This window comes from Paenibacillus flagellatus, assembly GCF_003217775.1.
GTDB lineage: Bacteria > Bacillota > Bacilli > Paenibacillales > NBRC-103111 > Paenibacillus_AB > Paenibacillus_AB flagellatus.
This window is the reverse complement of record NZ_QJVJ01000007.1, coordinates 427,970-440,274: the sequence shown is the minus strand read 5'-3', so window position 1 is coordinate 440,274 and position 12,305 is coordinate 427,970. Positions and strand designations below refer to the sequence as shown.

The following is a 12,305-nucleotide window of genomic DNA, read 5'->3' as shown; positions in this document are numbered from 1 at the left end:
CGGTGTGGTAGACTTCACCTAAAAGGTGCTCCTCTCTTTGGGTGATGTTGTCCTGGACAAACACCATTCTACCAAAGATTTGGAGCCCTTTTTATGTTTTTAATGCGCAGTACTTTCGAAATTCAGGTTCATCTATTGTAGATATATACGCTTTTACCTCTTCGTCCATTAAGTCGTTCCAACCGCCCAGTGAACCTTGCTTTCTCCTTATTTCGGGTAATAAATTTACAATCAGTTGAAAATTACTATACGCGAACTGGGAAAATGGCGGAATCCATTGTTGAGCTATACCCAACGAACCAACTTTCTCCTGCATTAAGGAGCGTTCATTGTCAACTTTTGATATAAGTCATAGTCTTCTTTATGTTTCATTAGGCTGCCGCAGTATTCACGATAAGTATTGATGTATTCAATCCCTTCCTCGTGTTCTTTCGCTAATTTTCTTATATTTAGTAACAAGGAAATCAATCCTATTATAATAATAACGACTAACGTGATTATGTAATACCACACGCCGACCTTCCCCTTTACTCTTGCTTCTAGCAAATATATTGTCATTTTAGCATATTACAAAAAAATAGGCTCCTGCCTTTAACAGAAGCCATTCATAACCGAATAAATTCGACCTTTCCACTTTCATAAACCCTTATCTCTCGGAATACCTTACGAAGATATTCCTGCTTGCGTTCAATCGTCAATAATTGCGGCGATTCCTCAGTTAAATATTGCTCAATCGTTTCTTTAAGAATCTCCTCGTTTGCTTCCTCGTGCTGTTGTGATTCCAAAAGCGCTATAATTTCGTCTTTCTGCTTCAACAAGTTTTCCTCATTTGCCTTTAAGTCCTTTAATTGTTCCCGAATGTCGTCCTCGTCAACAATGTCTATGTTGTTCGTCAAGAACTTAATTAACCGTTGACGCGCCACCTTAATGCGTTCCAGCTCCGTTGTAATCCGTTCCACTTCGTTCTGCTCGTACGAAGCCTTATCGTTATCCTCAGCCGTAGCCGCGGCTTCTGCGGCTACTTCCCCGCGCGTTAACATTAGATTGACGAACGTTTCCCATACGAAATGGTCTAATTCCTCGCTCCTGATTCGCTTGCCACAACCGCGTTTCTTGGCGCCCGCTGTATTCTTTACATCGGTGTACTCCATGACGTATTTGCCCCAATTCTTGCTCTGTCGCCCTGGCATCGTATTACCGCAATCTCCACAGCGTACCAGACCACTTAGAAGATATTCTCTCTTTGGACTACCGGCCCAGCGCCTTCTCGATTCCTTCAGCAGCTTTTGCGCGTAATGGAACGTTTCCCTCTCGATAATCGCCGGACATTTTACTGGAATCCATTCGTCGCGGGGGCGTAGTTTCATCGAAACTTTTTCTTTGTTGCCGCGATACTTGTTACCAAGGATTCCTTCTGTATTCCACTTGTTATGATAGAAAACGCCAGCATAAGTTTCGTTCATTAGAATCTGACGAACGGTTTGCCTGTGCCACACGCCACCACGCTTTGTTGGAACGCCAATATCACTTAAATAATGGGCTATGCCGTTAATACCTTTAACTCTTCCCTTAGGGTCTGTAAATAGCTCGTAAATAAGCTGGACGATTCGCGCTTCGGGTTGATAGATTTCTAGTTCTTCTGTATCTCGATTGAATAAGTAGCCATATACTTTCACGTCTTTAACGACCTTTCCTTGTTTGGCTTTTTCTCGGCGACCGCGCGACATCCTTTCGTTAATCTTGGCTTTTTCAAACTCGGCGATTGCTCCGCGCATTTGATAAAACAACATGCCTTCAGGTGTTTTTTGGTAGTCGCCATTTACGAAGATTAGTTCAGCATGTTTTTCGATTTCTTCTGAGACAAGAAGCTGGTTCATTAGCTTACGGGACAAACGGTCAGGGTCATAAATAATTACTTTATCAATCAAACCTTCTCGAATATCATCCCGTAACTTTGTCAAGGCAGGACGTTCAAGGAACTCACCAGAATAGCCGTCGTCAACATATTCGATAACGTCAGTTCCACGACCTGCTTTTTCGCGGCATTGGCGAACTTGGTCTTGAAGCGAATAACCGCTTTTAGCTTGTTCTTCCGTTGATACCCTTGCGTAAATTGCTATCATTTTTTATCCGTTTCTCCTTTCTGACTAAGTCCCTTATTGAGTTGTAGCAATCGGCTAGGGGTTTGTCGGTCGAATCGGATTCGATAATGACAGCGTACAGTTTTGAAGTAACGACGCCCTTATCCTTTCTGCTCATACAAAACGCCCCCTTAAACCTTGTCCATGTTGGTTGCGTTTCGTTATGTCGCAAGGTAGGGGGCGTTTGTGACGCTGTATGAAGTTTTTAGCCTTTCGTTTTTTCCATTTTCTTCCGCACCCGATTGACCTTACAATCTCATTCTCGATGCATCTCGCCGCAAACGTAGCCAGCTTCGTCCCCTTGTCCGGCGAATACGATTCGATCGCCTTGATCAGCCCGATCGTCCCGATGGAGATCAAATCTTCGAGATCTTCGCCGGTATTGTCGAACTTCTTGACGATATGGGCGACGAGCCGAAGGTTATGCTCGATCAGCAAATTGCGCGACACTTGATTCCCTTCGGCCATGCGCCGGAGGTGCTTCTCCTCCTCGTCTTCGGCGAGAGGCTGCGGGAACGCGTTGTTTTTGACGTACGAGACGAGCAGCATCAGCTGCTTGATGAAAAGCGAAACGGCACCGAAAAATCCGAGCACATCCGTCACCCCTTAGGAAGAGATCATTTTAATGTATGTGGGTGGATGCCCAGTTGTGCCTGTACGGGGGAAATATCGGGGGACGGAGCCGGGTTACTCCATTCTCTATTATTTTATGAAACCAGGTTGCAACAGAGTTAAACTAGCGTATAACATACGGGTCCGTATGAAAACGCGGCCTGCTAAACCCATCCGTTCATACTACGATTATCTTGACATCCACTGACTCCAGCCCATTTACAACACGGAGGCGATTCCGTTCTTCTATAAAAGTGTAATACCGCTCCAACTGTTGTTTATTGAAAGATTACACATCCTTGAACTTTCGGAATATTCTCTTGCCCTCCTGCCACTCATCGATTCATCAACAAAAAAGGCCCCCGCTCCAAATGGAGCGGAAGCCGCCTCATGCATGCATGTCGGGAAATTTGCCGCCGTTACTTTGCCGCAAGCTTCTCCAGCTTGCCCATCATGTCCCGGTAGGCCGGCGACGCCACCATTTCCTGTACCGCCTTGTCCCAATCGGCCATCGACGCCTCGCCGACGATCACCTTCACCTTCAGCTCCTCCAGCTTCCGGTTCATTTCCGCGTAGTCGCCCGTCGCGAAAATCGCGTTCGCCTGCGGAAGCGTCCGTCCCGCGTAGGATACGTTTTGCCAGGCGGCGTACGCCTTCCGGTAGCCGTCTTGGACCGCTTCGGGAAGCGGCGCAAGCGTCTCGTCGGACGGGAGGGCGGATTGGCGCCCGAATACGTTTTCGATCGCGGCGAGATCTTCCGGCTTCAGCTCGCCGGCGTCTCCCCATTCGCCGGCTTCGGTGACGCGCAATCCTTCATCCAGCCATTTCAAAATGCTCTCCGCCTTGTCGCTCGCCACGGTGCGGGGGATGATGTACAGCCCGGCCCCTTCCGCGCTCCAAGGCGCGATCGCGCCTGCGCCGATTCCGGCCGACAGCTCGGCAAGCGGGACCCAAGCCGGCTTTTGCGGATAAACGTCCTCCTCCTTCCAAACGGACAGCTTGGCCGCTTCGTCCAGCGTAAGCGCGGCAAGCCCGGCCCGGTTCCGGTCCAGCTTGTCGTTCACCTGATCCCCGCTCAAAAGCGCAAACTCTTTGTCGATCAGGCCGTCCCGGTAAGCGCGGGCGAGCCACTCCAACGCTTGCCGCTCGCCGTCGCCGACGGCCGTGTCCGTCACTTTGCCGTCCTTCACGGCAAACCGGTGAGGACTGCCGGTGAACGCTTGCTCGACCCAGGCGAAATCGCCGAGTCCGCCGCCGGTAATGGCGCCTGTCAGGCCGATCGTATTATGCTTCCCGTCCGCATCGGGGTCGGCATGAACGAACTTGTCGAGCGCCTTGTACAGCTCGTCCATCGTTTTCGGCACGGCCAGGTCCAGCTTTTGCAGCCAATCTTGCCGAATCGCCGGGAAAGGCGCGGCGTGCGGGTCGCCGGGTCTCGGAACGCCGTACATGCGACCGTCGATCGTCCGGGCCGAAGGCGAGCCGCTTTCGGCCAGCGCCCGCAATCGCGGGTAACCGGCCAGCAAATCCGTCAAATCGGTGGCGACCGATTCGAACAGCACGTCATGGAACGCGTAAGGCTTGCCGAGCAGCATCAGGTCGGCCGGGTCCCCCGCCGCGATCATGACGTTTACTTTCTCGTTGTAATAATCCGGCGGGATGAGCGTAAACCGGACGTCGGCCGACCATTTCGACTTGATGTAGTCCCGCAGCTTGTCCGGCGTCCCGTACTCCCCGTTGTCCGCGCGGGTCGCCACGCTGAACCGGAGCTCCGCGTTCGGATCGCGGACGGTGACGAGCCGATCGAACGAATTCCACGTCACGATCATGCCGCTCGCCTCCGCGGCCGTACGCAGCGGAATCCAAAGCAAGCCGCGGTCGATGTACGGGGCGACGTCCAGCGGCATCGTGCCGGAAGCGGTAATGCCGTTTACCGACGGATCGGAGCCGACGGCGATTTCCTTGGAACCGACGCGGAATGTCATCGACACGCCTTGACCGGCCGGATGGGCCGCCTTCAACGAGTCGGCCGCTTCGTCCCATTCCAGACGGTACCCGAATCCTTCCAACAAGGCGCGCGCCGGCACCATCGTCGTGCCGTCCACGACGACCGGGCGATGAGGCAGACGGACGTTCGTACCTTCGAACGTCACGCCGACTTCGTTCGCGGCCGGCAGTACCGTTTCCGGCGGAGCCTCGCTCCACGGCCAAGCGCCCCCCGTCTCGGCCAAAACCGGCGACCCGACGGCGCTCCATCCGGTCGCGACCGCCAAGCCGAGCGCGACGGGAACCGTCGCCCTCCTCGTCCTTAGGCGCCAACCGTCATTTCGCAACGTACCCAAGCCCTCTCCACCTTTCGTCAATCCGTTTACCGAATTAGACGCTGGACATGCATGGAAAGTTGCTCGCCGCCGTCCGGCCGCTTCGTATGCCGGTTCGCATAAGCGGAGGCGACGACCGCATCCGGCTTGATGCGGGCCGCAAAGCCCAGCGCTTCGACGCGCCCGACCATCTCCGCCACGAACGGCGCCGTCCCGTTCGCCTCCAAGTCGTCTCCGGCGTCGATGTCGACGTAGCGCGCGAAGGCCGCCCCCTGACGGGCGTAAGGGCGGACGATGTGCTCCAGCCTTCCGTCGTACCGGTCCTTCCATAGCCGGGCGATGTCTTCGGACAGCAGCGTTTCGACGGACAGCTTTTGCCGGATCGAATGCAGCCTTCGCGGCACGGTCAGCTTCCGATAGCACGCCCACGCCCCGTCGCCGACGCGCTGGATGACGAGGCCGGTCACGAACGTCGTGGCCCGGGCGTGCGCCTGGCAATCGGTGCCGATCATGAACCGGTATTCGGCTTGCGGCCGTTGAACCATAAACGAGGCTACGTGACGGAACACGTCCTCGAGCGTCAGCCGCTTGCCGCACGCGTTTTGGAACGTCGGACCGGAAGCCTCGTGGCGCGGGGGATTTGCGCTCATGCTCTTCACTTCACCTTCGCCTTCGTCTCGGGATGAACCGCCTCCTTGTATACTATGTTCGTGCCGTGGGAGCTCGAACCCCGGATTCGTCCCGGTACCGCCTTCCGCCGCGAATCGATCGGATACGGCAAAAAGCCGGACCGCCTCCTCCAGGAAACGGACCGGCCGGGTCCGATAGGTCCCGCGTATCCGATCGCCGTCGGATCAGTCCGGCGCTTTTCCCGTCTCCGCCAACGGAATCCAAAATCGTTTGACGGCATTGCCGTTCTCCTCGACGAATACGGATTCGAACACGCCGCCGTTTTTCAAAATCGTCCGTTCGGAACCGACGTTTCCATGATCGCATACGACCAGCACGCGATCCAATCCGAGCTCTCTCGTTTTATCCAGCGCCAGCGCCAGCATCGTCGACGCGTGCCCCCGGCGTCTTTGGGAAGGGCGTATGCCGTAGCCGATATGTCCTCCCGCGTTCAGAAGCTTCTCGTTCAACCGGTGCCGGATATTGACCGCCCCGAGCACGCTGTCCGACGAATCGACGAGCCAATACGTCGAATGCGGGACCCAGTCGAGGCCGGCTACCTTCTCCTCGGTATTTTGGGAATACAGGAAGTTCACATACTCGGCAAAATCGGACGGGTCCTTCTCGATCACCCACGGAACCATCTCTTCGCCCGTTTCTTTCCATTCTTCATAGAAGCTCCAATAAGACTCCCGATAAGCGAGAGACGGCAAAACGAGCCGCAACGCCGCAATCATGGCAGCACCTCCGGAACGCGTATTGCTATCGATCCTACCATGCCGGGCCGGGCCTATCAATCCGCATTTCGTCAATCCCAAGCCAAATAGGTGTTTCAATTCGAAGATTCTTTTAGACGATTGATGTAATCGCGAAAGATGTTACGTATTGTTTTTTCATGCAATCCGACTTCCTCGGATAAACTGACAAACGTGCGTTCAAGGCTTTGCTTCTCAATATAAGACAATAAACGTTTGGTGCAATTTCGCTTCTCGTCTATGGTGTGGTTTAGGTGTTCCCAAAAGGTTCGATGGCAGTCTCTGCAGCGATACCTCCGACGCTTGATGAGAAGCCCTGCACGCTTACCGCGAACAGGTAAGTCCATACAAATCTGTTCCCTGCTATCGTGTTTGTAAAGGTTGGCCATACGTCCACAATGAGGGCAAGTCAAAGGTGGAGAGTTCGCCGCCACTTGAATCAGAAAATCGAATTCATTCTCATGAATGCTTAGAATGTTGAATGCCGACAGATTTAAACGATCCTTTTGAATTACTTCCATGCATCTATGCCGCAAACTCCTTCTTTGTTTTCGCATCATGGGCCAAAATACCGCTGAATATAAACAAGAACAACGAACCTGCAAAGCAACTAGCCGCAAACAAGCCAACGGCGGAAAAACCGTTAAAAGATGCATAAATCAGGCCTGCGATCCAAGAACCGAACGTTGTGGCGGCGTACATGATCGAACTGGCCAAGCTGGAGATCGTGCCGCGGATGGTCGGATTTAACGAATTCAGAAGTCCCAATATGAGGGGGAAGGCGATTCCCATGGTAACGAATATGAAGAAGTAAACACTTTCGAAAGCCGCAACCGACGGCAAGTAAGGCAAAACAATAAAACAGGCAATGGAGACGAGAAAGCCCGCGACCAGCGTGTTGAAACGGTTGAATGTTTGGATCACATAGGCACCGCAGAGGCTCCCGACTATATTCCCGAAACCGAGAAAAAACATCAAATACCCCGCTTGATCGATTGAAAGGTGAAAGCGATCCGTCACCCATTTTCCGATGAAAGAGAAAGAGGCGAAGAATCCGCATTGAAATAAGAAATGAGCGAATAAAGCTCTTCTCGCCGTCGGACTGTTCAATAGCGGGATGTATCTGCCGAATATAGGAGTTTTGGATGTTTGGTCTTGGTCCGGCTTCATTTCGGGCAAAGCGTAGTAGATGAAAACGGCCACTACTAACGCAAATGTTCCGATTGCAAAAAAAGAATAAGACCATTGGATGGAGGCAAGCAGGCTTCCGATAGGGATGCCGAACGCTTGGGAAGCAGCCACGCCGGCCATGACGATTCCGGATGCTTTGGCGATCTTCGGCGTCGGGATCAGGACTGGGATTGAAGCCCAGACTTGAGGAGCCGTAAACGCCGCGCTGACTCCGGCTAAAAAACGGAATAAGAACATCGACCAAAAACCTGTGGCAAAACCGCATAACAGGGTGGAAACCGAGAAGCATACCATGCCGGAAAGCATAACCTTTTTGCGATCCCAACCATCGGAAAGCGGTCCGGCAATCAACGCGAATAGGGCATAGCCTAAAGCATAGGCTCCGACCATCCAACCTGCGGATTCGGTCGGAATATGGAACAATTGTTGAAGCGTGGGAATGAGCGGAGAAATCAAAAAAGTATCCGTGCCGATGACAAACATGACGAGGAATAATAAGAATGTCATTCTTGACATGGTATCACCCTTTCCTTTTTGTTGTTCTAATGTTCAATAATTATTGAACTAATGAAGAAAAAAAAGATTTCCTTCTACAGCGTATCCAGAAATCCGGGTAAGTACGTTTGAAAAGTCTCCAAATTGAGACTCGTATACTTTGCTTGGGCAGCTTTTCGTACGTTGATTAAGTTCGCCTCCTTCAAAGTACGCAAGTGATACGTAGTATTCGATTTGGAAGTATTGCGAATGTTTCCTACTTCTCCGCAATTCATTTCCTTCTTGCCGGCGTATAAAGCTCGCACGATGTCCAATCTCGTTTCATCAGCTAAGGCTTTGAAAATTTTGACTCTGAGCTCATCACTTGTTATTTTTTGAGTAGTCATAAAACTATTGTACTAAGATATCGTTACAAATCAAGTCTTTTAGAAAAAACCACCATAACTTCCGAATACCCGAAAAAAGGAGCCGCACCGGGCAATCGTCTTCGCGGGCGCTTGCTCCAATCCGCTCCAACTTGTTGCGGTCCAGCAGGCGGCTTCCTGGACGCTGCCGCCACCGTAACGAAGGTCCGCGACCGCTCGCGGCGGAACGCGGACGCATTCGCGAATGTATGCTATACTGAATGGACTACCTTACTCGGTTCGGAGGGCGGATATACCGTGAGAATTCATTGGGTCGCCGGCATCCTCGTCGGTTATTTCAACGCGGCATGGTCAATGGTATGGGTCGCTTCCGTGCTGTGGGGCATCGTGTTTTGCGCCTTCATGCTGCGGTCGTACAAAGACCGCAAGGAGCAGTTTTTATCCCGCCTGCAGGCCGAAGGCAAAACGAAAATGTTCGGCCTGCGACCGAACGCCGCTTATTACGTTCGCGAGTTCGTCCTGTCGGCCGGCACGGCCTTCGTCGTAGGCTCCGCCGTGCAAGCGGTCAAATCGATGATGGCGCAATAAAAAGAGCCCCGAAGGGCCCTCGTCTCGCAACGACGCCGTTACAGCCACAGGCTGTCGGCGTTCGTCGGCATCGGCTCCGGCGTCTCGCACGAGCTGTGCATCTCGTAGTGCCGCCCCTGATCCGACGCGTCGTGGAAGCCGTGCATCGCCTCGAGCACGTGGTACGCGAGCTCGCCGCTCGCACGGTGCGGCCGGTTCTCGGCGATCGCTCTCGCCATGTCGAGCACGCCGACGCCGCGGGCGTTCTCGGTGAAGCCGTGCGAGAGCGGGACGTCGCTCCATTCCGCCGCCCCCTTGCGCTTGAACTGCACCGGACCGCCGAACGTGTTCGGGTCCGGCACCTTCAGCGTCCCTTCGCTGCCGTAAATTTCGATGCGCGGCAGCGTCGAGCCGCCCATCACGTCGAAGCTCGTGATGATCGTGCCGATCGCCCCGTTCGCGAACTCGAGCAGGCCGGCGACGTGCGTCGGCACGTCGACCCGGATCGTCTCGCCGTACTTCGGCGCGCTCGTCACCGTCCGCTCCGCGAACGCGGTCGACGTCATCCCCGCCACCCGGCGGATCGGACCGACCGCCGCCACGAGCGCGGTCAAGTAATACGGCCCCATGTCGAACATCGGGCCGCCGCCGGCTTTGTAATAAAACGCCGGGTCCGGATGCCAATGCTCGTGTCCGCGCCCCATCATGAAGGCGGTCGCCCCGACCGGCCGGCCGATCCAGCCGTCGCGGATCAGCTTGACGCTCGTCTGGATGCCGCCGCCGAGAAACGTATCCGGCGCGCAGCCGACTCGCAGTCCTTTCGCCTTCGCCGTCTCGACGATGCGCTGCCCGTCCTCGCGCGAGACGGCGAGCGGCTTCTCGACGTAGACGTGCTTGCCCGCGTTCAGCGCCTTCAGGCACACTTCCGCGTGCGCGGCCGGAATCGTCAAATTGATGACGAGATCGATCCCCGGATCGGCGAGCAGCTCGTCGACGGAGCAGCCTTTCGGCACGCCGAACTCCTCCGCCCGGGCTTTCGCGCGGGCGACGTCGAGATCGGCGCAGGCGACGACCTCGAGCCCCCGGTACGTTTTGCAATTTTTGAAGTAAACGGCGCTAATGTTGCCGCAGCCGATAATGCCGATGTTCACGTTGCTCATCGTCGTCGTCCTTTCGCCCTTAAAGTTGGCTGTCCGCCATGCCCGTATACGCCTGCCTGCCCGACGCGCCGCCTGCGGCCGCCTCCTCGGCGAGACGCTTGCCGTCCGCCGCCCACAGGAAGCCGCGCCGCATCATCAGCTTCACCTGCGGCATGTCGACGATGGCCGCCACGTGCCCGAGCGAGCAGTAGTAGACGCGGCCGACGCCCCACCGCTTCGTCCAGACGACCGGCATATCGACCGCCTTGTTGAGCGAATGCGGCCCCGGCACGACCGGAAACCGCGTCGTCGCCAGCACCTCGACGGCCGGATCGACGTGCATGTAGTACTGCTCCGTTTTCACTGTAAAATCTTCGATGCCGTCCAAAATCGGGCTCGAGCTGTGCTTGATGTGGACGACGTACTCGACGCCGTCGTTGCCCGGATGCGCCACCCATTGGCCGCCGGTCATGAACTGCCAGTCGACGTTCGTGCGGGACGAATCGCACATGCCGCCGTGGCAGCCCGCAAGGCCGACGCCGCTTTGCACCGCCGCCGAGACGTTGTTCACGAAGTCCTGCTCGATTTGGCCCATCGTCCAGACCGGCACGATCAGGTCGAGCGCCTTCAGCTTCTCCCCGTCGGCGAACGATTCCAGCGTGTTCGACACCTCGACCTCGAACCCTTCCTCCTCCAGCACGCCGCGGAATATGCCGGCAACCTCCTCCGGCTGGTGTCCGAGCCAGCCGCCCCATACGATCAACGCTTTTTTGTGCTTGCCCACGTCGTCGGCCTCCTCACATTTCGCTAATTTGGACCCACCGCTTCTGCTCGACCGAGCGCTCCACCGCTTCGAGCACCGCCTGGCAGCGGACGCCGTCGCGGAAGTTCGGCATCGGCTCGCGGTCGTCGCGAAGCGCTTCCATCAGCTCCACCGTTTCGTGGATGAACGTATGCTCGTAGCCGATCGTATGTCCCGGCGGCCACCACGCCTCCGCGTACGCATGAGCCGGGTCGGTCGCGAGCACGCGGCGGAACCCTTGCACGTCGGCTGCGTCGTCGGTGAAGTACACTTGCAGCTCGTTCATCCGCTCGAAGTCGAACTGTACGCTGCCGAGGCTGCCGTTGATCTCGAAGCCGTTCGTGCACCGGTGGCCGGCCGCGAACCGCGTCGCCTCGAAGCTGCCGAGCGCGCCGTTCCGAAACCGGGCCAGGAACAGCGTCGCGTCGTCGACGGTAACCGGCCCCTTCGGCGCGTCCTTGCTGCCGCGGGCGCTAAGCCCGGTCATCGAGCTCGGCATCGGCCGCTCCTTGATAAACGTCTCGCTCATGCCGACGACGTCCGTCATTTCGCCGATCAAATAATGCGCCATATCGATCAGATGCGCGCCGAGATCGCCGTGCGAGCCCGAGCCCGCCACGTTTTTGTCGAGCCGCCAGACGAGCGGGAAGTCCGGGTCGAGAATCCAGTCCTGCAGAAAGACGGCGCGGAAATGGTAAATGCGCCCGAGCCGCCCTTCGTCGATCAGCTTCTTCGCGAGACGGACCGCAGGTGCGAACCGGTAGTTGAAGCCGATCATATGCTTGACGCCGGCCGCCTCCGCCGCTTCCAGCATTTCGCGGGCGTCGGCCAGCGTGAGCGCAAGCGGCTTCTCGCAGAACAGATGCTTGCCCGCCTTCGCCGCCTCGATCGCGATCTCCTTGTGAGCGTCGCTCGGCGCATTAATGTCGACGAGGTCGATATCGTCGCGGCGGACGAGCTCCCGCCAATCCGTCACCGCTTCCTCCCAGCCGAACTGCTTCGCCGCCTGATTCACGCCCGCCTCGTTGCGTCCGCAAATCGCCTTCATGACCGGACGCGGCGTCTCCGGAAAAAACATCGGAAGGTCCCGGTACGCGTGGCTGTGCGCCTTGCCCATAAATTTATAGCCGATCATGCCGACCCGAACTTGATCCATCGCCATTCGATTCGTCCTCCTTACAGGGGATAAAGGGAGCCGCCGATTCCTTTGCAGGGGAAGCGAAGCGGCCTCAATAGGATCGATGATGC

Annotated in this window: 11 protein-coding genes and 2 pseudogenes; 1 reads left to right on the top strand and 12 read right to left on the bottom strand. The window is 55.8% G+C overall.

Translation table 11 applies throughout. The annotated features are described in order from the left end of the window. Window positions 1-605: 605 nt before the first annotated feature. The 9 genes and pseudogenes from DLM86_RS17665 to DLM86_RS17630 form a co-directional block, all read right to left on the bottom strand. The gene (locus DLM86_RS17665; protein WP_110841356.1) at window positions 606-2,123 is read right to left on the bottom strand and encodes a recombinase family protein; all 1,518 of its coding nucleotides are present in this window, start codon (window positions 2,121-2,123) and stop codon (window positions 606-608) included. A gap of 234 nt (window positions 2,124-2,357) precedes the next feature. Then, window positions 2,358-2,735, bottom strand: a pseudogene (locus DLM86_RS17660) (sigma-70 family RNA polymerase sigma factor); the annotation flags it as partial. Window positions 2,736-3,172: 437 nt separating this feature from the next. Continuing rightward, window positions 3,173-5,095 carry an extracellular solute-binding protein gene (locus DLM86_RS17655; RefSeq protein ID WP_158289535.1) on the bottom strand — a complete coding sequence of 641 codons (1,923 nt, stop codon included), beginning with the start codon at window positions 5,093-5,095 and terminating at the stop codon, window positions 3,173-3,175. 26 nt (window positions 5,096-5,121) lie between these two features. Beyond that, window positions 5,122-5,724 carry a ribonuclease H-like YkuK family protein gene (locus DLM86_RS17650; protein ID WP_110841389.1) on the bottom strand — a complete coding sequence of 201 codons (603 nt, stop codon included), beginning with the start codon at window positions 5,722-5,724 and terminating at the stop codon, window positions 5,122-5,124. 5 nt (window positions 5,725-5,729) lie between these two features. Further along, window positions 5,730-5,855 carry a hypothetical protein gene (locus tag DLM86_RS33005; protein WP_281272157.1) on the bottom strand — a complete coding sequence of 42 codons (126 nt, stop codon included), beginning with the start codon at window positions 5,853-5,855 and terminating at the stop codon, window positions 5,730-5,732. Window positions 5,856-5,928: 73 nt separating this feature from the next. After that, window positions 5,929-6,480 (bottom strand): GNAT family N-acetyltransferase, encoded by a 552-nt coding sequence (locus tag DLM86_RS17645; RefSeq protein ID WP_110841354.1) that lies wholly within the window; start codon window positions 6,478-6,480, stop codon window positions 5,929-5,931. Window positions 6,481-6,529: 49 nt separating this feature from the next. Continuing rightward, window positions 6,530-7,019: pseudogene (locus DLM86_RS33200) on the bottom strand (transposase family protein); the annotation flags it as partial. 4 nt (window positions 7,020-7,023) lie between these two features. Then, window positions 7,024-8,205 (bottom strand): MFS transporter, encoded by a 1,182-nt coding sequence (locus DLM86_RS17635; protein WP_110841353.1) that lies wholly within the window; start codon window positions 8,203-8,205, stop codon window positions 7,024-7,026. Between the two features lie 74 nt (window positions 8,206-8,279). Further along, the gene (locus tag DLM86_RS17630; protein ID WP_110841352.1) at window positions 8,280-8,570 is read right to left on the bottom strand and encodes an ArsR/SmtB family transcription factor; all 291 of its coding nucleotides are present in this window, start codon (window positions 8,568-8,570) and stop codon (window positions 8,280-8,282) included. Window positions 8,571-8,846: 276 nt separating this feature from the next. Between DLM86_RS17630 and DLM86_RS17625 the strand changes: the two genes are divergently transcribed. After that, window positions 8,847-9,137: a hypothetical protein gene (locus DLM86_RS17625; RefSeq protein ID WP_110841351.1), complete on the top strand. Its 291-nt coding sequence runs from the start codon at window positions 8,847-8,849 to the stop codon at window positions 9,135-9,137. Between the two features lie 38 nt (window positions 9,138-9,175). On the opposite strand, the gene DLM86_RS17620 is transcribed toward DLM86_RS17625, so the two are convergent. The 3 genes from DLM86_RS17620 to DLM86_RS17610 are packed head-to-tail and all read right to left on the bottom strand — an operon-like array spanning window position 9,176 to window position 12,213. Continuing rightward, window positions 9,176-10,276: a Gfo/Idh/MocA family protein gene (locus tag DLM86_RS17620; protein WP_110841350.1), complete on the bottom strand. Its 1,101-nt coding sequence runs from the start codon at window positions 10,274-10,276 to the stop codon at window positions 9,176-9,178. 19 nt (window positions 10,277-10,295) lie between these two features. Then, entirely contained in the window at window positions 10,296-11,039 is a 744-nt protein-coding gene (locus tag DLM86_RS17615; protein WP_110841349.1) for a ThuA domain-containing protein, read from the bottom strand. 13 nt (window positions 11,040-11,052) lie between these two features. Beyond that, a complete protein-coding gene (locus DLM86_RS17610; RefSeq protein ID WP_110841388.1) occupies window positions 11,053-12,213 on the bottom strand; it encodes a Gfo/Idh/MocA family protein in 1,161 nt (386 codons plus the stop codon). Window positions 12,214-12,305: the final 92 nt, after the last annotated feature.

Bases quoted from the DNA above. Each gene is read 5' to 3' on its own strand.
- DLM86_RS17665 (WP_110841356.1), bottom strand. From the start codon at position 2,123: ATGATAGCAATTTACGCAAGGGTATCAACGGAAGAACAAGCTAAAAGC.
- DLM86_RS17650 (WP_110841389.1), bottom strand. From the start codon at position 5,724: ATGAGCGCAAATCCCCCGCGCCACGAGGCTTCCGGTCCGACGTTCCAA.
- DLM86_RS17645 (WP_110841354.1), bottom strand. From the start codon at position 6,480: ATGATTGCGGCGTTGCGGCTCGTTTTGCCGTCTCTCGCTTATCGGGAG.
- DLM86_RS17635 (WP_110841353.1), bottom strand. From the start codon at position 8,205: ATGTCAAGAATGACATTCTTATTATTCCTCGTCATGTTTGTCATCGGC.
- DLM86_RS17630 (WP_110841352.1), bottom strand. From the start codon at position 8,570: ATGACTACTCAAAAAATAACAAGTGATGAGCTCAGAGTCAAAATTTTC.
- DLM86_RS17620 (WP_110841350.1), bottom strand. From the start codon at position 10,276: ATGAGCAACGTGAACATCGGCATTATCGGCTGCGGCAACATTAGCGCC.
- DLM86_RS17610 (WP_110841388.1), bottom strand. From the start codon at position 12,213: ATGGATCAAGTTCGGGTCGGCATGATCGGCTATAAATTTATGGGCAAG.